This is a genomic window from Gordonia rhizosphera NBRC 16068, assembly GCF_000298195.1.
In the GTDB taxonomy this organism is placed as follows: domain Bacteria; phylum Actinomycetota; class Actinomycetes; order Mycobacteriales; family Mycobacteriaceae; genus Gordonia; species Gordonia rhizosphera.
In genome coordinates this window covers 24,143-43,474 of record NZ_BAHC01000117.1, presented here as the reverse complement: position 1 = coordinate 43,474, position 19,332 = coordinate 24,143, and the positions used below count along the sequence as shown (strand labels likewise).

General features: G+C 64.7%; 19 protein-coding genes and 1 pseudogene. 15 read left to right on the top strand and 5 right to left on the bottom strand.

The window, feature by feature from the left end; translation table 11 throughout:
• The 10 genes and pseudogenes from GORHZ_RS13465 to GORHZ_RS13425 all read left to right on the top strand — a co-directional run.
• A partial coding sequence (locus tag GORHZ_RS13465; RefSeq protein ID WP_006333850.1) for an acyl-CoA thioesterase occupies positions 1-368 on the top strand: 368 nt, incomplete at its 5' end.
• 166 nt (positions 369-534) lie between these two features.
• Positions 535-747 carry a hypothetical protein gene (locus tag GORHZ_RS13460; RefSeq protein ID WP_006333849.1) on the top strand — a complete coding sequence of 71 codons (213 nt, stop codon included), beginning with the start codon at positions 535-537 and terminating at the stop codon, positions 745-747.
• A 170-nt stretch (positions 748-917) separates the two neighbouring features.
• Positions 918-2,159, top strand: a complete 1,242-nt coding sequence (locus tag GORHZ_RS13455) for an IS701 family transposase (protein ID WP_040531836.1) — start codon at positions 918-920, stop codon at positions 2,157-2,159.
• A 166-nt stretch (positions 2,160-2,325) separates the two neighbouring features.
• Positions 2,326-2,559: a type II toxin-antitoxin system Phd/YefM family antitoxin gene (locus GORHZ_RS13450; protein WP_006333841.1), complete on the top strand. Its 234-nt coding sequence runs from the start codon at positions 2,326-2,328 to the stop codon at positions 2,557-2,559.
• Positions 2,556-2,954, top strand: a complete 399-nt coding sequence (locus tag GORHZ_RS13445; protein WP_006333837.1) for a type II toxin-antitoxin system VapC family toxin — start codon at positions 2,556-2,558, stop codon at positions 2,952-2,954. The genes GORHZ_RS13450 and GORHZ_RS13445 overlap by 4 nt, the downstream gene beginning before the upstream one ends.
• A 285-nt stretch (positions 2,955-3,239) precedes the next feature.
• Positions 3,240-3,671, top strand: a complete 432-nt coding sequence (locus tag GORHZ_RS30855) for an FAD-dependent oxidoreductase (protein ID WP_157205168.1) — start codon at positions 3,240-3,242, stop codon at positions 3,669-3,671.
• Positions 3,672-4,008: 337 nt separating this feature from the next.
• Positions 4,009-4,653 (top strand): GDSL-type esterase/lipase family protein, encoded by a 645-nt coding sequence (locus tag GORHZ_RS13440; RefSeq protein ID WP_006333827.1) that lies wholly within the window; start codon positions 4,009-4,011, stop codon positions 4,651-4,653.
• Positions 4,654-4,805: 152 nt separating this feature from the next.
• Positions 4,806-5,249, top strand: a pseudogene (locus GORHZ_RS13435) (dihydrofolate reductase family protein); the annotation flags it as partial.
• Between the two features lie 155 nt (positions 5,250-5,404).
• Positions 5,405-6,109, top strand: a complete 705-nt coding sequence (locus GORHZ_RS13430) for a GrpB family protein (RefSeq protein WP_006333825.1) — start codon at positions 5,405-5,407, stop codon at positions 6,107-6,109.
• Between the two features lie 166 nt (positions 6,110-6,275).
• Positions 6,276-7,622: an MBL fold metallo-hydrolase gene (locus tag GORHZ_RS13425; protein WP_006333824.1), complete on the top strand. Its 1,347-nt coding sequence runs from the start codon at positions 6,276-6,278 to the stop codon at positions 7,620-7,622.
• A 292-nt stretch (positions 7,623-7,914) separates the two neighbouring features.
• Here the strand turns inward: GORHZ_RS13425 and GORHZ_RS13420 are convergent, their stop codons facing one another.
• From GORHZ_RS13420 to GORHZ_RS13410, 3 genes are all read right to left on the bottom strand, one after another.
• A complete protein-coding gene (locus tag GORHZ_RS13420; RefSeq protein WP_245551416.1) occupies positions 7,915-8,391 on the bottom strand; it encodes a hypothetical protein in 477 nt (158 codons plus the stop codon).
• Between the two features lie 264 nt (positions 8,392-8,655).
• The gene (locus tag GORHZ_RS13415) at positions 8,656-11,409 is read right to left on the bottom strand and encodes a M64 family metallopeptidase (protein ID WP_006333819.1); all 2,754 of its coding nucleotides are present in this window, start codon (positions 11,407-11,409) and stop codon (positions 8,656-8,658) included.
• Position 11,410: 1 nt separating this feature from the next.
• Positions 11,411-11,878, bottom strand: coding sequence for a hypothetical protein (locus GORHZ_RS13410; RefSeq protein WP_006333812.1), 468 nt, complete (start codon positions 11,876-11,878; stop codon positions 11,411-11,413).
• 462 nt (positions 11,879-12,340) lie between these two features.
• On the opposite strand from GORHZ_RS13410, the gene GORHZ_RS13405 reads away from it, so the two are divergent.
• From GORHZ_RS13405 to GORHZ_RS13390, 4 genes are all read left to right on the top strand, one after another.
• Complete coding sequence (locus tag GORHZ_RS13405; protein WP_006333811.1) at positions 12,341-13,240, top strand: SMP-30/gluconolactonase/LRE family protein; 900 nt, start codon at positions 12,341-12,343, stop codon at positions 13,238-13,240.
• Positions 13,241-13,383: 143 nt separating this feature from the next.
• Positions 13,384-14,901, top strand: coding sequence for a carotenoid oxygenase family protein (locus GORHZ_RS13400; protein WP_006333810.1), 1,518 nt, complete (start codon positions 13,384-13,386; stop codon positions 14,899-14,901).
• A gap of 38 nt (positions 14,902-14,939) precedes the next feature.
• Positions 14,940-15,377, top strand: coding sequence for a nitroreductase family deazaflavin-dependent oxidoreductase (locus GORHZ_RS13395; RefSeq protein WP_006333809.1), 438 nt, complete (start codon positions 14,940-14,942; stop codon positions 15,375-15,377).
• 126 nt (positions 15,378-15,503) lie between these two features.
• Positions 15,504-15,953 (top strand): hypothetical protein, encoded by a 450-nt coding sequence (locus GORHZ_RS13390; RefSeq protein WP_006333808.1) that lies wholly within the window; start codon positions 15,504-15,506, stop codon positions 15,951-15,953.
• Between the two features lie 77 nt (positions 15,954-16,030).
• On the opposite strand, the gene scpC is transcribed toward GORHZ_RS13390, so the two are convergent.
• Both scpC and GORHZ_RS13380 read right to left on the bottom strand, forming a co-directional pair.
• Positions 16,031-17,566, bottom strand: a complete 1,536-nt coding sequence (gene scpC, locus GORHZ_RS13385; protein ID WP_373279606.1) for a succinyl-CoA:acetate CoA-transferase ScpC — start codon at positions 17,564-17,566, stop codon at positions 16,031-16,033.
• A gap of 191 nt (positions 17,567-17,757) precedes the next feature.
• The gene (locus GORHZ_RS13380) at positions 17,758-18,624 is read right to left on the bottom strand and encodes an oxygenase MpaB family protein (RefSeq protein ID WP_006333805.1); all 867 of its coding nucleotides are present in this window, start codon (positions 18,622-18,624) and stop codon (positions 17,758-17,760) included.
• Between the two features lie 112 nt (positions 18,625-18,736).
• Here GORHZ_RS13380 and GORHZ_RS13375 point away from each other — a divergent pair, with 112 nt between their 5' ends.
• Positions 18,737-19,309: a TetR/AcrR family transcriptional regulator gene (locus GORHZ_RS13375; protein WP_006333803.1), complete on the top strand. Its 573-nt coding sequence runs from the start codon at positions 18,737-18,739 to the stop codon at positions 19,307-19,309.
• The last annotated feature ends 23 nt before the right edge of the window (positions 19,310-19,332 follow it).

The following is a 19,332-nucleotide window of genomic DNA, read 5'->3' as shown; positions in this document are numbered from 1 at the left end:
ACCTCTGCGCCGCCGGGTGGTGCGGCGGCGAGGCAGTCACGGCCTATGTAGGTGGCGTGCGGTTTCACCGACCGATCCATATCGGTCAGGTGGTCGAAGTCTCCGCCCGACTCTTGCACACCGGTCGTCAGACGCTGCACATCGCCACGCGTGCCTCTGTGTCCTGGCCACACGAATCCGGAACGCACAAGGCTGCCGAGTCACTGCACGTGCTCGCCGCTCTCGGTTCGGACGGAAACGCCACTGTCGTGCGCCAGTGGGAACCGCGCCTGCCGGGTGATGTGTCCCTCGACGAGCACGCACGACGTCTGATACAGATCCGTGGACCCCGCCCCGCAAGCACCGCGACGCGGATGGTGGCGATCTGATGAGTTGGGCCCCAGACGGATTCGTTCGTAACTTGCTCCGTTCTTCACGCCGCTGCTTGTCGGGCCTTCGCGGGGGCGATCGGTCGGCTGTTCGAGGCCACCGCCGCCTCGGCTTCGATCTTCGGTTGCCGCAATGGGCTGATCGGTATTTGCGCGGTGTCGAATCATGTCGGCATGGAGCCCCGAAATCGCTCTGTTCGACGCCGAGTTGGCGTTGTGCGGCCGGCGAGGTCAATCCGATCTTGCGGCCGACGACCCGGTGCCCGACACGGCGGGCGGCGGCGACGTTGTGCTGTTGGACGGCGTAGGCGCTGTCGATGTCGGTGACGTCGACGTGGTCACGGATCGGGCGCTCGGCATCCGGGTGGCCTCGGCCTAGCCTAGTACTACAGCCGGAGATAGCTGATTGTGAGGTTTGACGGCGTGTTTGCGCTGGTCAGGACGGTTGCCGGGGCATGATCCGAATTTGTGAAGAAACAAAACAAGCCCACGGCAACCGTGGGTCTGAGCGTAGACCATGACAGGTGGCGAGCGGAGTTGGACGCGCTGATGGACACGATCGCACCACGGTTCGCCCGCTGTGAAGCCGCCCGCAACGCGGGCGCATTCGTGCTGGGGGTGCTCTCGTCGCTGGAGACCAAGAACTGCTGGACGATGGCCGAACTGTCCGGGCATGCGACCCCGGACAAGTTGCAGCACTTGTTGTCCCGCGCGAAATGGGACGCCGACGACATTCGTGATGACCTGCGAACAATGGTGGTCGATGCGTTCGCCGAACCGGACGCGGTGTTGGTGATCGACGAGACCGGTGATCTGAAGAAGGGTGACAAAACCGTTGGTGTGCAACGCCAATACTCCGGCACCGCTGGGCGGATCGAGAACTGCCAGGTCGCCGTGTACTTGAGTTACGCCAGCTCGAAGGGCCACGCGTTGATCGATCGCGCGCTCTACCTCCCGAAAAGCTGGACCGATGATCGTGCCCGGTGCGCGGACGCTGACGTCCCCGACGACGTCGGTTTCGCGACCAAACCCGAACTGGCCACCACCCTGATCGAACGCGCCCTCGATGCCGGCGTGTCGGCCCGCTGGGTGGCCGGCGATGAGGTGTACGGCGCGGACCCGGACCTGCGAAAAATGTTGCATGACCGTCAGGTTGGCTATGTGCTGGCCGTGCGCCGCGACACCGTGGTGCCCACCGACGGTGGATCGATGCGCGTCGATGCGCTGGCTGGCATGGTCTCGGAGGCTGCGTGGCAGACGATGTCGGCCGGGGCCGGCGCCAAGGGTGATCGCCTGTATTCGTGGGCGTGGCTGACCACGCGCGAGGACCCCGGGACCGGCGAGTGCTCGGTGTTGATCCGCCGCAACGACGACACCGGAGAGTTGGCGTTCTACCGCTGCTACAGCCCGCACCCGGTGCCGTTGGCGACGCTGGTGCGGGTGGCGGGGCGGCGCTGGACGGTCGAGGAGTGCTTCCAATCCAGCAAGGGATTGACGGGTCTGGATCAGCATCAGGTACGGACCTGGACGTCGTGGCATCGCTGGACCATTCTGGTCATGCTCGCGCACGCTTTTCTGGCCGTTGTCACCGCCGCTCAACGCACCCGAGAACACCCCAATCCGGCGCTTATCCGGTTGAGTGTCAACGAGTTTCGTCGCCTGTTCATCGCGTTGGTTCTGACCCCACTGCACGCCATTGGGCATCGCCTGCTCGACTGGTCGGTGTGGCGACGCAAACACCAACGCCGAGCCCAACTCTGCCATCAAAAGCGCAGGTCACAACCACAATGAACGCGAACTACGACTGTAGTACTAGGCGAGGCGATCGGCCGTGGCGGGGACCCGGACGGGCGATGTCGTGGACACAGTCATGAGAGGTGGGTTGTGTCGGTCGGGTTGGACGCGTAACGACTTCTTCAGACTAGTTGCACTAGTTTGATGGGTGTATCGTTGCAGGATGAAAACGGTCAGCAGCACTGAAGCCAAGACGAGGCTCAACGCATTACTGGCCGAAGTCGAGCGGACCGGCGAATCGGTGACGATCACCAACCACGGACGCCCCGTGGCCGTGGTCTCCCCTGCTGTCCCCCGCGGTCGCCGGTTCGGCCAGTTCCCTGGACTGGTGATCCCGGATGACTTCGATGCACCTCTACCTGGTGACGAGTTGGACGCCTGGGAGCCCGCTTCGTGACCGGCATCCTCCTGGACACGAACGCGCTCCTGTGGTTGCTCCACGATCCTGATCGACTCGCTCGTCCAGCGCTGGAGATCCTCGAGAACCCGGCCAACGACCTGTACGTATCGGCTGTCTCGGCGTGGGAGATCGCCATCAAGACGCGGTTGGGACGCCTCGATGGGGCCCCGCTCTTGTCGGCATGGAGTGACGCCTTGACGGCGATGGCAGCGACCGATCTCGCAATCGACTCAACCGATGCAGCAACGGCAGGGCAACTCCACTGGAAACACCGAGATCCTTTCGACCGCATGATCGTTGCGCAAGCCACCCGCCGAGGCCTGGCCATCGCAACAAGTGACAGCGCCATCCAGGGTGGGACCATAACCCCTGTCATCGACACTCGACGATGACGGTCAGGGAACGGATATAGCACGTCAAGGTTGGGATTGGGCAGTGGTTACGTCACACTGGCGAATCTGTGCGAAGCGTTCGGCATCGCGTCGTGAACGTGGCAAATTGCTCACACGGCTATCGCCCCAAGGTTCGCGTCGATGAGTACCCTGATCCGCTCGGGCGACGCCACGCACAGACCCCTCACGGCGGACCATTCGCAATAGTCTCGAACCGCCAGGTCGCCAAGCGAGTGGACAACGGATGGCACGGTTCGAGGCGGTGGTTCGCAGCCGGCAACTTGGATGGGGCCATCCGATCCGGATACCGAGCCACCGCGGCGATCCTCGACAGCACCAACTGAGCACATCCCAGGGTCGAAAGTCCTCGATTGCCCGGTCACCGCGATCACCCAGAGTGACGACGGGGTCACCGTGACGGCAGCCGCAACGATCACCGCTGCGAAAGCGGTTGTGACGGTGCCACCGCCGATCGCGGCCAAGATCGCCTTCCAGCCCCATGCCCGACAGCCGAATCCGTCTGCAACGCAATACCCATATGGGTGCGGCATATACGGTTTCCTCGCTGCGATCCTCGGTCATGGCGGTGATCATGGGATGACGGTTCTCGAAGTCGACCGTCGCGCGAAACCGCGGGTAACTGTCGGCTCAATGCGGCACCAGGTTGTAGGCTTGCCATCGAGCTGTTTCGCACCACTGCCAGAGGGAAACCGGTGATGTCGCTTCCGCCGTTTCGTCAAGAGCGATATACCTCGCGATCTCCGATACGAAATACTCTACTGCACAGCATCTTTCGTGCCGCTTGTGTTTGCGTGCTCCTGTTGTCCGTGATCGCAGGCGTGGCGGTGCATGTCGGGTCGGCAACTGCGTCGGCTGGGACGAGTTACAACTATGTGGCACTTGGTGACTCATATACGGCGGCGACCGGATTCGACAGTCCGCCCGACACGAGATTCGCGCCATTCGGGTGTTTCCAATCGACTACCAACTACCCGCGCCAGGTCGCCGCCATCCTCAAGGGTGAGAACGAGCTGGGTTCATTTGTCGATGCGTCATGCGGCGGGGCGACGACGGCAGACTTCATCGAGGCGCAACACACACCGTTCGGTTCAATCCTCCTCAGCTCAATCGGATCACCCCGAGAACCAACCTGGTCACCATCGGCATCGGCGGCAACGACGTGGGGCTGATACCGCTTGCACAGGAGTGTGTCGAGGACGGTTTGGCGAACAAGTCCTGCAGAGACGCGCATGTCAGAAACGGCGTCGACGACGTAACCAGAGCGTTCAATCTCACCGAACCCAAGATCGAGGCGATGATCAGACAGGTACGTACCCGCGCCGCAAAGGACGTGCGAATCTTGGTCGTCAACTACCTCGAGGCCGTGCCCGACAACGGCAAGGGCTGCTACCCCATCGTCCCGGTCCGGCCTGTCGACGCAGCGTGGTTCACTCAGAAATATCAACAACTGAATGCGATGCTCGCCACGGCAGCCCGAAATCAGAACGCACAACTCGTCGATACCTATACAGCCACCATCGGTCACAACGTGTGCACCGCCCCGGCCACCCGATACGTGGAACTCCTGGGCGGCCCGTCGTCGAATCCGCCCTTTTCGCTCGCAGCGCCGCTGCACCCCAATATCGGAGGGGCACAAGCCCAGACGCGGGTCGTCGCCGCAGCAATTGCGCGCAAGTGAGATCCAGCGCGGGTCACGCCGCCGGTCCTGTGGGTCTCATCTCCGGCGGCGTTCACGGTGCGAGGAGTCTGAAGGGCGGGGGCCCGGTTCCGAAGGAGGCCGCCTGACGCTCGTCGATCCCACAACGATTTGGCATATCTCGTGTGGCGGTCGCGATGAGTTTTGCCCTCAGGTGCAGTCGGCTCTATGAACTGATGTCCGCGTTCTGGCCGACTGCCGACCAGGACGCAGATGCCACCCCTGTGATCGTGGACTTCGTCTGCATCTGACGCGACATGCCCAAGGTCGTGTTCTCGCACACCCTGGAGTCCGTTGACTGGAACTCCCGCCTGGAACGCGGCGACCCGGTCGAGGTGGTGACGAAGCCGAAAGCCGAGACCGACGGCCAGCTGGAGGTGGCCGGCGCGACGCTGGCCGCGCCGATCGTGCAGGCCGGACTGGTCGACGAGTTCCGGATCGTCATCGCGCCCACCGCCGTGGGTGGCGGTACCGCGTTCTCCCCGACGCTGCCGTCCTGGATCTCGCTGCGGCTGCTGGAGAACCGCACCTTTGCGGGCGGCACGGTCCTGCTGCGCTACGAGGCGAAACACGACTGATCGGACACACAGCCAGGCGAGCTGCGGATGCACTACGAGATACCTGACTTGCTCGTCGAGGGTCACCGAGCTGTATCTGCGTAACTACTGACCAAGTACTTGGTGCCGTGGTGGTTTTGCCGCATCGCTGTCGATCTTGCACACATCGAAGCGAGGTGCCGCCCTCTCGTCGCGGAGTACTGTGGCGTCATGGCTCGCCATTCCGACGCCGAACATGCCACCGCGATCATCGCGAGCAGCGGCCGCCCGGGAAGTTCGTCATCGAGGTCTACGACACTCGTTGGCCGGAACGGTTCGCGGCAGAGCGGGACACGATCATTTCGGTTCTCGACCCGCACACAGTAGTGCGCCTCGAGCACACCGGTTCGACGTCGGTGCCGGGACTGGCGGCCAAACCCATCATCGACATGCTGCTGGTGGTGGCCGCTGTCGGGAATGAGGACAGCTACGTACCCGATCTGCAGACGATCGGCTACCGTCTCGCTGCACGGGAACCGGGATGGTACGAGCATCGTTTCCTGACCCGCCGAACCGACGAGGGCGCCCCGTGCGACGTCAACCTGCACGTGTTCGGCCCCGCTGCGGCACCCGAGATCGAGCGCATTTTGGCGTTCCGTGATCGCCTGCGTACACACGCAGAAGACCGCGCACTGTACGAGCGCATCAAACAGGAGCTTGTCCACCGTGAGTGGATATCGATGCTGCACTACTCCAATGCCAAGAGCGACATTGTCGAGGAGGTCATCGCGTGGGCCTTGGCGGAGAGGGCGAACGGTTGGTCGGCACTGACACAACCAGCCCACTCATCCGACGGCGGCACCGCGATGACGAGAAGGCGCAGCTCTGGCGGCAGCGGGTGAAGGCGTACCGTGGGTATGCGAACTACCAGAAGCGGACCACCGGGGATATCCGTGGCGGTCTGCGAGGGGTCCTGAAGTGGGAAGTCCTCTGCACCTGCGGCTTTCGGCCAGTCCTGTAGGCGGACACCATCATCAGCGGTCACAATCGTCGAACGGAGGAATCACTGTGGACATCGACATCATCGACACCTCAGGTCTGGGCGACCGCAGTTACATGGTGAGTCAGGACGGTGTGGCGGCCGTCATCGACCCGCAGCGGGATATCGACCGCGTGCTCGCGCTCGCGGCCGATCGGGACGTGACGATCACTCATGTGCTGGAGACCCACATCCACAACGATTACCTCACCGGCGGGCTGGAATTGGCGCGCGCGACGGGTGCTCAATACGCGGTGTCCGCCGCCGACGAGGTGGCCTACGAGCGAAGCGCGATCAGCGACGGCGACGTCATCGACGTGGGCCCATTCCGCTTCGAGGTCATGCACACCCCCGGACACACCCACACCCATGTCAGTTACGTGCTGCAAGACGCAGCCGGCACGGCGAAGGGCGTGTTCTCCGGCGGTTCAATGCTGCACGGGACCACCGGCCGCACCGATTTGCTCGGCGCCGACCACACCGAGGAGTTGACCCACGCGCAGTTCCATTCCGTCCGGCGTCTGGCCGCCGAACTCGCCGACGACGTGCAGGTCTACCCCACCCACGGTTTCGGCAGCTTCTGCTCTGCCAGCCCCGCCAGCGGTGACTCGTCGACGATCGCCGAACAACGCAGCACCAACCCAGCGCTGACTCAGGACGAGCAAACCTACGTCGATGAGCTGATCGCAGGACTGTCTGCCTATCCGGCCTATTACGCGCACATGGGCGTCATCAACGCCAATGGCCCCGCTCCGATCGACTTGTCGCTCCCCAAGCCGGTGGACCCCTCGGAGTTGCGCCACCGCATCGACGCCGGTGAATGGGTCGTCGATCTACGCAACCGCACGGCGTTCGCCACCGGGCATCTGTCGGGGACGATGGGCTTCGAACTGTCCACCCAATTCGTCACCTACCTCGGGTGGCTGTATGCGTGGGGCTCCCCGCTGACGCTCATCGGAGAGGACGTCGACCAAATCATGGACGCGCGCCGTGAACTGTCGCGTATCGGCGTCGACAACGTGACCGGCCAGGCTGTCGGCCCCATCGAAATGTTCACCGACGGTGAGACGTTGGCCAGCTACCGCGTCAGTGACTTCGCCGACCTCGCCGACGTTATCGGCACCGATTCCCTCACCGTCCTCGACGTGCGACAGAGCAACGAGTTCGAGGACGGTCATCTCGTCAGTGCGATCAATATCCCCCTCCACGAGTTGATCGCCCGCCTCGACGAGGTGCCGCGCGGAGACGTGTGGGTGCACTGCGAATCGGGCTACCGGGCATCGATCGCGGCATCGCTGATCGAATCACCCGACCGGACCGTCGTGCTGGTCGACGATCAGTTCGAGAACGTCGCCAGCCACCACCTGACTGGGTAGCCCTGGTGGAGCGATCCCATGACGGCGCAATCCCCGGAGTCGATGTTCTGACTCCGGGGATTCTCTACACCCGTTGTGCCGCAGCGCGTTCGCGGTCACCCGTTGGGTCGGGTATTCCCACGGTGACCGGCGGGACCACGGGCCGGGCCGCTGGCCTCTGGGTCGCAAAGCGGATCAGACGGCGAGGACTTCGACGAGGTCATCCAGACCGCGAAAGCCGCTCCCTATCTGGCGGGAAATCCAGCGAGAGGGTCGAGATCTGGTCATGCTGCAAGTACGAGCCCGCCCCCTATCAGTACGCGGCAAAGGTCGCGAACCCCGGCAGGGACGGTTGACCTGCGTCCGGGTAGGCCTGCGATCCGATGACCTCGATCTGGGCGACCACCCGACCCACGCCGGTGTCGGCGGTGGCGACCACCGGTGTGGGATCGACGAAACCCGCGCACGGCTTGACCGTGGCGGTCCCAGATCGCAAGCCGGTGATGTTGATGTAGCTGATCCGCACGAGTGCTCGGCCTGCGCTGCTGCTGCACACATAAGGACTCGCCGGCGCGCTGAACGCAGTGGTCCCGGGAGTGCTGGTCGGTGCGGCGGTGACCGCAGCGAAGTAGGGGCCGGGAATGCCCGACCCGCTCATGGTGACAGCAGTGGCCGGGATCTGGTAGACGGTATGCGCTGCTGCATCAGCAGTTCCCGCGCCCTGAACGATGCCCACCCCGACTGCGATGACGCCGATCGTCACCAGAAATCGCCCGACTGTTCTCCCCATGACACACACCTCCACTCCACCGGGCTCAGATACCAGTCTCCCGCATCGTCCATGCCTGGCAAACGACGCTGTGACCAGGATATCGTCGGCCGGCGCACCGTTTCCCCAGAACGCTCATCACGCATCGGGTCTCGGAGGCATCTGTCATCCGGCCAGCGGCGAGATGACTCGGCGGACTTCGCAGCGGTGGTGGTGGGTGAGCATGACGGGTGTGCCGTTGGCGGCCCGTCCACCGGTTCGCGGCCACGGTCGAACCCGCGGTGGTCATACGCCGCCGCGATCGCCCGGCGGGTCGTCGAGGCGGCGTTCGAGTTCGGCGAGGAGATCGTGCTTTGCGATGAGGCGCAACAGCGCGGGATCCGGGCGATCCGCGTGGGGCGCGCAGCACCGTTCGACGAGCCTCGCCAACACGTCGAGGGCTCGCTGGGCCTCCTTGCAGTCGCGTTCGCGGTCGTCGTCGCCCCACCCACCGTCGTCGGTCTGGCCGGGCACGAAGATCAGGCCCGTCATCTGACGGAAGCGCGTGACATGGTGTCCTGCCGGTGTGGTGGCCGACACCTCCGTCGAGATGAGGTACGAGCCGACGAGCCCCGTGTCGCCGAACGTCGCCCGGTACGCGCCGTGCGCGTCGGGTCCCGCAGTCAGCACCTTGGTCACGCCGTCCGGACGCACGATGTCGAGCCGAACCGGTGGGTCGAGCGAAACCGGTCGCCCGTACAGGGTCGGTTCGAGCACGATCTCCATCGGGGTCCCCGGCAGCTTGCTCGGCTGGACGACGCGTCCGCCCAGTCGCAGGTCGCTCCGGGCCTTCGCCATCACGGAATAGGTGAGGATGCCGGCGAAGAAGTGTTCGCCGCGGGAGAGGTTCTCCACCCAAACCTTCCACTGCCCCACGTGCGCGTCGGGCGCCTCTGGCTTGACGGGGAACTGCACCCGGTAAAAGGCGTGCCCGTCGCCCTGGACGAACTCGGCATTCGGCATTGTGGCGACGTCGGCAGGACCGTAGCGCGTGCCGTCCGGTGCCTCGAGTTCGACCAGCATGTACTTCGGGAACAGGTAGGTCCGCCGGAAGACCACGATGAAGTCGCATGCCACGTCGACTTCGCCGAGGTGGACGGTCGTGGCCTGCCGGTCGCCCGGGTTCGCGATGCGTTTCGGATCGCGAACGAAGGCGTCGTCGGCGACGTCGGACAGGATCTGGACGTAGAGCTTCTGGAGCAGGAACTCACGTTGGTCGACGAGCTCGCCGGTGATCTGGGCGGTGCCGTTCGTGACGCTGGCGATCTGGTCGAGCTTGTCCTCGAGCTGGTTGAGCCCGAGGCCGACGGAGAACACCCGCTGCTTCGGTGTCTTCGGCGAGACGACTGCACTCGCGGCGGGGATGTCGGGCGCTCGATTCTGGATGCCGTCGGTGAGGACGACGAGGGCGCGCGCGGTCGCCGATGCGGCGTCGAGCACCCCGCTGCCGTTGATGATGCCCCCGCCGATCGACGTGTAGCCGTCCGGATGGAGGTTAGTTGTGTTGAGCACTCCCCGTGCGGCGAGGCGTCCGGCGCCCGACGGTGACGGGCCGGCGGGACGCAGGGTGAGCAACACGTCGCCCGGCCCCGACACCTGGTTGTAGCGGACGACGCCGATCTGGTCGCCGTCCTTGAGCAACGACACGTACAGGTTGGCAGCCTCGATCGCGTGATCGATCTTCGTCTGGCCGGGAACTCCGGTCGGATCGCTCATGCTGCCCGAGCGGTCGATGACGAGGACCGAGTCGACCGGCGGAGGTGGCACCGGTCGGGCCGAGAGGGCTACGCCGACGCTCGGATGGGCCGGATCGTCGAGCGTCGACACCACCGCCTGGCCGGTCGGGGTCGGGCTGCCGAGGGACGACGACGTGTATGACACGAAGACGAGTCGTGAGGTGTGCGCGGTGTCGACCGGCGTGGGCAGCGTGAACGACAGCTCGGTGCCGGGTGCGTACGTGAACTCGCCGGTGGGCGGTGTCAGCGTCACACGCAGCGGGCCGGGGCGACCGTTGCGGACGTTGCGGACCTCGAAGGGCAGGTACAGGGTGAGCCCGTGTGCGACGTCGCCGAAATCGAGCGTCAGCGGCACGACCTCGAGCATCGGCGTGGCCGGGACGTACTCGTTCGTCTTGATCGCGATCGCCTCGACGCAGACGCGGCAGAACCCCTGCGTGTTGTCACGCATGCGACAGCGGTAGGCAGGCCGAAAGCGCCCGCAGTGGTAGTACTTCGCGCCCTCATACAGGCCGATCGCGTCGTCGTCGGTCAACACGTTCGCCCTGTCGTCGCAGTGCGCGCAGTCGGGGTTGAGCATCGTCGGGACGGGCACGCCCGGGGTGAGCAGATGCGACCACTTGAGCCCGGCGCGCGTGGTGACCGTCGTGACATTGGGTTGGGCGGGCTCGCCCACCGGCGCGTTGTCCCGGTCGGTCTCACCGCTCGAGCAGCCCTCCCAGTAGTGGTACTCGTCCGCCAGGCCGAAGCCGGCATGGCCGAGTTCGTGGAGGGCGATGTTCTCCCATCCCGTCCGCACGGCCGTCCAGAACACGTCGCCGTTGGCGCAGCCACCGTGGTCGGTTGTGTTCACGAGCACTGCGCCGACGTCCCATTGGGGCAGCTGCGCGGTGAGCGTCGTCCGCACAAGGCCGTAGTCTCCGCTGAGGCAGCGCCGGATCCCGTCGTTGCAGAACGAGGCGTCGAAGTAGGTGTCGACCGCCGTCCCGGACCCGGTCGAACCGTCGCCGCACGTCGTGGGGTCGTCCACGCCGGAATCGTCGGATGCCACGTTGAGCCGGTGCACGTTGATGGCGCTACCGAACAGTGGATACCACGGCTCGGCTTGCAGCGCGGTGACGAAGTTGGTGCAGAGGCCGTTGAACGTTGCCTGTTGGGTTGTCGTGAAGCCCTCGGCGACGAGCACGATGTTCATGCGTGAGGTGTCGGGGCCGTTGTCGAGGATCTTGGTCGTGCCCTGGACGGTGCCGTCGGCGATTCCCACGTCACTGCCCCCGCTTCTTGCCTCGAACCGGCTTCTTCTCCTGAACGAGATCGTGTTCGAGCACGGATGTCGGGGCCTTCTCGCCGGCGTCGCGACCCTGGACGTCCACTGTGCTGGGCACGTAGAGAAGTCGGACCTTGGCACCCTTGTCGACGAGAGGAACGCGCAGGTCGGTGCCGTAGGCGTCGGACGCCGCGGTCATGCGGGAGAGTCGGCCGTCACGATGGTGCAATTCGGGACCAGGTGGCGGCTCGTGAAGGATTTGGCGGTAGAGGACGTGGTCGTCCGCGTCGACCACTTCGAACCACAATCCCGTGACCCGCCGCGCTGGCCCAGGGTCGGGAAGCTCCTGGCTGCCGGGAACGGTCATCTCGTCGACACGGGTCTCCCCGACCACCCGCCATTGTCCGTCGTGCCGCTCCACTGTCAGCCGCAACACCGGACCGGGCCCTCGATGTGCAGCCTCCATTGCCCACCTCCGTCGTCGGTTTCACACTACGACGATCGGCCGCCGCCCGAATGGCATTCGCACCTTGCATGCGCCTCGACTGAGAATCTCTGAACTGCCGCCCGTCGAGAATCGGCCGAAATGGAATTGGTATTCGATCCCGGGATCGTCGTCGGCCACCGCACTGCGGAGTTCGTGCGTCGGTACACGCCGTGTTCGGCGGCGAACCGCACCGACGTGCAATAGCGCACGACACCGCCCTGCCGGGTCGACAAGGACCCGAATCTTAGTCAACGTCAACGTCTTTGACTCACCAGCAACCAAGCCGGTGGTCGAGCCGCCGGGATTCCGCTCGACCAGCGGTGGTCCCGATTCGATGAGTCGGTCCGCGTGCCGAGGGCGGCCCTGAGCGCGACCGATGATTGTTCCGTGTCTACGCTGAATGACCATTGAGCACCCAGCGCCGCTGCCTATAGTCGGTCCATGAGTTCATCGCAGATCCGCACCGTGGTTTCCGGCATGTCCTTCACCGAGTGCCCGCGTTGGCACGATGGCCGTCTGTGGTTCGTCGACTTCTATACCCACACCGTGAATTCGGTGAACGACGACGGCTCAGACCTGCGCACCGAGCTCGAGGTGCCTACGCAACCGTCGGGGCTCGGGTGGCTTCCGGATGGACGACTGTTGGTGGTCTCGATGAAGGACCGCAAGGTGCTGCGCGTCGGAGCCGACGGTGTGGTCGAGGTGCACGCCGATGTGAGTGGTCACGTCAGCGGGCATCCGAACGACATGGTCGTCGACGAGCATGGTCGCGCATGGCTCGGGAATTTCGGTTTCGACCTCATGGCCGGCGCCGACCTCGATACCGCCGATCTGCTCCGCATCGACCCTGACGGAACGGTCACCACGGTCGCGGCAGGGCTGTATTTCCCGAACGGCAGCGTCGTGACACCCGACGGCACCACGCTGTTGGTCGACGAGACCCTCGGTAACCGGATCAGCGCGTTCGCCATCGGAGCGGACGGCTCCTTGGGCCCGCGGCGGGACTGGGCGAGATTTGGTGATCCGCCGGCGACGACGGCGCTCGGCGAGGTCTTGGCGGGCGCGGTGGTTGCGCCCGACGGGTGCGGTCTGGACGCCGACGGTTGCCTGTGGACTGCCGACGCCCTGGGGAACCGCGTGATCCGGGTCCGCGAGGGCGGTGAGGTCGTCGATGAGGTCGTACTCGACACGGGCGCATTTGCCTGCATGCTCGGTGGACGTTCCGGCACCACGCTGTTCATCTGCTGCGCACCGGATTTCGATGAACATGCGCGGTCGGCCGCACGGGAGGCGACGATCCGCGCCGTCGAGGTCGCGGTTGGGCACGCCGGACGACCGTGAGCGGTGTCGACGGACGACCCCGTTCGAGGTGACCCGCCAAAACCCGCAGCCGCGCTCAACACCGGCGGCAGCACCTCGACCACCGTCACAGCTTCGTCGCCACGGCCGACACACACACTGAGCCGCAACGAGAGGATTGGGCAATGGACATCGAAGTCCTCGGGCGTTACCTGTCGACGCTGCCCGCCGACGATGATCACCCGTACCGCACCGGACCATGGCGACCGCAGACCACCGAGTGGCGAGCCGACGACCTCGACGTGGTGTCCGGCGAGATCCCCACCGACCTCGACGGTGTCTACCTGCGTAACACCGAGAACCCTCTGCACCCGTCGATCAAGCACTACCATCCTTTCGACGGTGACGGGATGGTGCACGTCGTCGGCTTCCGCGACGGAAAAGCCTTCTATCGCAACCGTTTTGTCCGTACCGATGGACTCGTGGCGGAAACTGAAGCGCAGCAGTCCCTCTGGGCAGGCATCGCGGAGATGCCGTATGTCGCCAAACGTGAGGACGGCTGGGGTGCCCGACGGCTGATGAAGGATGCGTCGAGCACCGACGTCATCGTGCACCGCGGCGTTGCGCTCACCACCTTCTATCAGTGCGGCGATCTCTACCGGCTGGACCCGTACAGCGCGATGACCCTCGGCAAGGAGTCGTGGAACGGCGCGTTCCCCGCGCGGTGGGGCGTATCGGCGCATCCCAAGGTCGACGACGCCACCGGCGAGATGCTGTTCTTCAACTACGCCAAGGACGCCCCTTACCTGCACTACGGCGTTGTCGACGAGAACAACGACCTGGTGCACTACGTCGACATCCCACTGCCCGGCCCACGTCTGCCGCACGACATGGCGTTCACCGAGAACTACGCCATCCTCAACGACCTGCCCCTCTTCTGGGATGCGACCGCGCTTGCGCAGGGCGCGCACGTGACGCGGTTCCACCGGGATCTGCCGTCGCGCTTCGCGGTGATCCCGAGGCGCGGGCAGCTCGAGGACATCCGCTGGTTCGAGGCCGACCCGACGTATGTGCTGCATTTCGTGAACGCCTTCGAGGATGGTGACGACGTGGTGCTCGACGGCTTCTTCCAGGGTGACCCGGAGCCCCCTGACAATGGCATGGGCGACAAGTGGCAGCGCGCGTTCCGGTTCCTCGCGCTCGATCGGATGCAGGCGCGCCTGCACCGCTGGCGGTTCGACCTGCGCACCGGTCACGTCAAGGAGGAACCGCTCTCCGAGCGGATCACCGAGTTCGGGATGATGAACGCCACGCAGACCGGCCGTGACTACCGTTACGTCTACGCCGCCACCGGCAAACCCGGCTGGTTCCTCTTCGACGGTCTGGTGCGGCATGATCTGCACACCGGTGCCGAGGACCACTTCTCCTTCGGGGAAGGTGTCTATGGCAGCGAAACCGCGATGGCACCGCGGGTCGGGAGCACCGGCGAGGATGACGGATACCTGGTCACCCTCACCACCGACATGAACGACGACGCCTCGTACTGCCTGGTTTTCGATGCGGCCCGGGTCGGCGACGGGCCCGTGTGCAAGCTGCGGCTCCCCGAGCGGATCTCCAGCGGAACACATTCCACCTGGGCCGACGGCGCAGAGCTCCGACGGTGGCACACCGCCGACTCGCCTGCGGACGCGCTCGGGCTCTGAGAACGAAGGTCACCACTGTGCTCGGGGAGCGTTGAGCGATGGCCGAACCGATCTGGGGCGACTGGGGCCCCAAGCTGATGAACAAGGCGCACTGGGTGGTCCTCACGCTCAGTGGCGGTCGGCTGCTGAACAAGCCGTTCGGCATGCCGCTGGTGGAACTGCACACCGTCGGCCGCAAGTCGGGCCTACCCCGCTCGTGCTACCTCACCACCCCGGTGCACGACGATCAACGCATAGTGCTGGTCGCGTCAAAAGGCGGCGACGATCGCCATCCCGACTGGTATCGGAATCTGGTGGCCTCGCCCGACGCGGAGCTCGTGCTCGATGGGGAGCGGCTGCGAGTGCACGCGCGCACCGCAACCCCCGACGAGAAGGCGGAACTCTGGCCACAGGTGGTCAAGGCTTACCGCGGCTATGCGAACTACCAGAAGCGCACCACCCGCGACATCCCGCTGGTGATCTGCGAGCTGGTCTGAAGTCGGAAGTCCCTCTACGCCGACAGCTTTCGGTCACGCGATGAAGTGGCCGTGTGTCGAGGTTGGGCATCCGCTGGGCTTCCGTGGAGGGTTGGTAGGCGGCCTCATTTCCTCGATAATTGCCGTATGGCTGATAGCAGGCTGACAAAGACCGGTGTCGTCGTCACCATCGTCTGCACGATCATCGGCACACTCATTGCCGTGGCCACCTACCTTCGCAGCAACGACGGGTCGACGAACCGATCGCCGGAACCACCGACGATCTCTGTGGGCGGCACGGGGACCAGTGGCGATGGCTGCGGATTGGCCGAACCGGCAGAAGTCACGCTCTCAACTGGCCAGGCCGCCAGGGGCGATCAGGTCACAGTCTTTGGGTCGTGCTTCGAACCCGGTGAGAGAGTGGTGATCCGCGTCCACACGACAGAAGTTGGCTCTGCCACTGCGGACTCCGACGGTGCCTTCGTTCAGACGATCACCGTTCCCGCATCGGCACCACCGCCTGGCTTCCCCACCGATATCAGCGCGACCGGCAAACAGTCTGCAAAGACGGGATCTGCACCGTTCGAAACGAAGTAAACCTCAGAGCCCGTCGCCGCGGGACTCGTGATCACAGTGATGGCCACCCCAGTGCCTCTGGGCGGGCCATCCGCGACTCAGCGCATCGAGCCGGTCTGGAGATAGCGCTGGTGAAAACCGAAGGCCTCGCCCAGGATGTGCGGCGTGTGCCCGGAATCGGGTTGCGCGTCCGCGCGCTCGAAGTAGTCGCGCAGCATCGGACGGTAGTCCGGGTGGGCGCAGTTCTCGATGATCAGGCGTGCTCGTCGTCGTGGGGACAGAGCGCGAAGATCGGCAAGTCCGTGCTCGGTGACGATGATCTGCGTGTCGTGTTCGGTGTGGTCGACGTGCGGCACCATCGGGACGATCGCCGAGATCGCCCCGCCGCGTGCGGTGGACGGACTCAAGAACATCGAGACGTATCCGTTGCGGGCGAAGTCTCCCGAGCCGCCGATGCCGTTCATGATCTTGGTTCCCATCACGTGGGTCGAGTTCACGTTGCCGTAGATGTCGGCTTCGAGCATTCCGTTCATCGCGATGATGCCCAACCTGCGGACGATCTCGGGGTGGTTGCTGATCTCCTGCGGTCGTAGGGTGATGTGCTCGCGGTAGAAGTCGATATTGGCGGTCAGTTCCTCGATGCCGTTCTCGCTCAGGGCCAGTGCCGTCGACGACGCGTGCGCGACGGCTCCGTCCTTGATCAGGCGCAGCATGCTGTCCTGGATGACTTCGGAGTAGCAGGTCAGGCCCTTGTATCCACCACGGTCGAGGCCGCCGAGCACTGCGTTGGCGACGTTGCCGATACCGGCCTGCAGCGGCAGCAGCGTGTCGGCCGGCAGTCGTCCGGCGCGGACTTCGTGCGCGAAGAAGTCGACGACGTGCCCGGCGATCGCCTCACTCACGGTGTCGGGTGGTGTGAGTGGACTAGCGCTGTCGCGAGCATCTGTCTCCACCACGGCGACGACCTTGGCGGGATCGACCCGGTAGGTGGTCTGACCGATGCGATCCTCGACCCGGGTGAGCTGTATCGGAGTCCGATGGGGCGGCAGTGCGGTGCCGTAGTAGACGTCGTGCATACCCTCCATGGCGGCCGGCACCCACGAGTTGACCTCGAGGATGATCTTGTCGGCGACGTCGAGCCAGGTCTTGTTGTTGCCGATCGACGCTGACGGGATGAGCTCACCGCTCTCGGTGATGCCGGCGACCTCGACGACGGCGACGTCGATGGTGCCGTAGTAGCCCTCCCACACCTGCTGGGCGACGTGCGACAGATGAATGTCGACGTAATCCATGCGGCCGTCGTTGATCTTCTTGCGGGCTGTCGACTCGGACTGATAGGGCATGCGCAGCGCAATGCCGTCGATCTCGGCGAGCAGTCGCTCCGTCTCGGTGGAGACCGACGCCCCGGTCAGGAGATTGATCGTGAAGTTCGTCCCGGCCGCTCGGCTCTCGCGGATCCGGTCGGTAAGTGCGGGGATGATCACCTTTGGTGTCCCCGCACTGGCGAAGCCGCTGATGGCGACGGTGTCGGCGGGGTGGATGAACTTCACCGCCTCATCGGCAGACATGACTTTCGTCACGAACGCCGCATTGCGGATCCGTCCTGACGTCTCGGACTGCTCTGATGAGGTGATCACGTCTCAGGATAGACACACCCACATCTGGTCGATGCGAGGTGATCGCGACGCGAATGCCACCCCGGTGTGCAGCGCGCTCGATCACCGCCCCGGAGTCGGTGTCCCGACTGAGCGAACCACGCGGGGTTCGGTGGCAGTTGGCCGTCGAACCCGTGGGCGAGGCTCGGTTGGCAACGGTCTGGGGTACTTCAACTACCTGCTGAGTGGTTGACGGGACAGCCAGGGGCGAAGGTGCCCATGCGCTCGATATCGAAGCCATCGGGGTAGCTACGAATGCGTGACATCTCGTAGACGTACTGCGGCCTGCGTCGGGCCGGCAGCACGGCGACCAGGCGGCCACGCAACTTGAGTCCGCCGATCGACAGTCTGCGAACCAGTTCGGATGGCTTCTGGTAGCCGAAGGCCTCCAGGAGGGCGTCGTCCATCAGTGACCGGCTGAACACCTCGATGACCCGCTTGAGTGGTTTCGGATAGAACGAGCACATCAGGTCCATCGTCGAATCCGCGACGTTGCGGCTTCCCTCGTCGAAGGCGAAATGCTCACGCTCGTAGTCGTCCATCAATGTCGCGAAGTCGTCGTAGGTCTGTGGGATGTCCTTGATGGCCATATGCCGGCCCAGCGTCCCGTAGTAGCGCACCGAGGCCTCGAGTTCGGCCGGGGTGAATGCCCGCGAACCGTAGTCGTCCATCCATCGCTTGGGCACCACGACGAATGTCGACAGTACGTAGCGCATGTCGTCGTTGCTGATGTCGTACATCTTGTGCATCTGGTTGATGCGCCGAACCGCCGCTTTCGCCCGGGGGCTGTCGAACCCCTCCAGCAGTGGCACCTCCAGCAGGATCGACGTGTCGTCGTACCGCTTCTGCGTGTCGCCGGTGAACGCGCCGGTGTCGGCGAGCAGACGACCGATGCTCGGTACCGCGTAGGTCCGAAACAGAGCGAAGCTCAGCGCCTGATTGAGATCCCACGGGAACTCGTAGGTGGCCAGGTTCCGATACATCTCCAGGTAGTCGACCGTCGGATCCAGTCCATCGCTGCGAGAGCTCTTGCCCATGTGTTCCTCCTGGTGTGATTCACGACTCGCTGTAAGTTCACTTGCGGCGACTATAAGTAGACTTACAGTTTTGTGCAAGAGGTCACATCCACCGATCTGGAAAGGTGGACACATGACACCCACCAAGCGCGCGCGACCCTCGGAGTACGCCCGCCGGCGCTACCTCGACGCAGGGCTCGAGGTCTTGGCCGACCGCGGACATGCCGGCCTGAAACTGGCTGCGGTGTGCGAGGCGACCGGCACGACGACCGGCAGCTTTTATCACGCCTTCGCGAACTGGAGCGAGTTCACATCGGCGTTGATCGGCTACTGGCGTGACGAGAAGAGCCGCCGGCCCATCGCCGAGGCCCGCGCAGTCGCCGACCCCCGGGAGCGACTCGACTACCTCATCGACATCGGATTGCGACTGCCCCACGAGTCCGAAGCCGCCATCCGTGTCTGGGCAGCGCACGACCCGGAAGTCCTCGAGATTCAACAAGCCGTCGACGCCGAACGTCGAGCCTTCATCGCCGACACCTACGCCGAGGTCCTCGGCGATGCTTCCGCTGCGAACCAGTTCGCAACGGCGGCAATGTATCTCCTGATCGGTTACGAGAGTGGCACGCTACCGTCGCAGGACGCGCTCGCGACCGGATTTCGGAGCATCCTCTCACACGCACTGAGCACTCATACGCTGCCACAGTGACGACACGTCGCACCCCGCCGAGC

What these genes read in the sequence shown, in the direction of transcription:
- GORHZ_RS13460 (WP_006333849.1), top strand. Translation starts at nt 535, where the DNA reads ATGTCGGCATGGAGCCCCGAAATCGCTCTGTTCGACGCCGAGTTGGCG.
- GORHZ_RS13455 (WP_040531836.1), top strand. Translation starts at nt 918, where the DNA reads ATGGACACGATCGCACCACGGTTCGCCCGCTGTGAAGCCGCCCGCAAC.
- GORHZ_RS13450 (WP_006333841.1), top strand. Translation starts at nt 2,326, where the DNA reads ATGAAAACGGTCAGCAGCACTGAAGCCAAGACGAGGCTCAACGCATTA.
- GORHZ_RS30855 (WP_157205168.1), top strand. Translation starts at nt 3,240, where the DNA reads ATGGGGCCATCCGATCCGGATACCGAGCCACCGCGGCGATCCTCGACA.
- GORHZ_RS13440 (WP_006333827.1), top strand. Translation starts at nt 4,009, where the DNA reads ATGCGGCGGGGCGACGACGGCAGACTTCATCGAGGCGCAACACACACC.
- GORHZ_RS13420 (WP_245551416.1), bottom strand. Translation starts at nt 8,391, where the DNA reads ATGGGGAGAACAGTCGGGCGATTTCTGGTGACGATCGGCGTCATCGCA.
- GORHZ_RS13410 (WP_006333812.1), bottom strand. Translation starts at nt 11,878, where the DNA reads ATGGAGGCTGCACATCGAGGGCCCGGTCCGGTGTTGCGGCTGACAGTG.
- GORHZ_RS13405 (WP_006333811.1), top strand. Translation starts at nt 12,341, where the DNA reads ATGAGTTCATCGCAGATCCGCACCGTGGTTTCCGGCATGTCCTTCACC.
- GORHZ_RS13400 (WP_006333810.1), top strand. Translation starts at nt 13,384, where the DNA reads ATGGACATCGAAGTCCTCGGGCGTTACCTGTCGACGCTGCCCGCCGAC.
- GORHZ_RS13395 (WP_006333809.1), top strand. Translation starts at nt 14,940, where the DNA reads ATGGCCGAACCGATCTGGGGCGACTGGGGCCCCAAGCTGATGAACAAG.
- GORHZ_RS13390 (WP_006333808.1), top strand. Translation starts at nt 15,504, where the DNA reads ATGGCTGATAGCAGGCTGACAAAGACCGGTGTCGTCGTCACCATCGTC.
- GORHZ_RS13380 (WP_006333805.1), bottom strand. Translation starts at nt 18,624, where the DNA reads ATGGGCAAGAGCTCTCGCAGCGATGGACTGGATCCGACGGTCGACTAC.
- GORHZ_RS13375 (WP_006333803.1), top strand. Translation starts at nt 18,737, where the DNA reads ATGACACCCACCAAGCGCGCGCGACCCTCGGAGTACGCCCGCCGGCGC.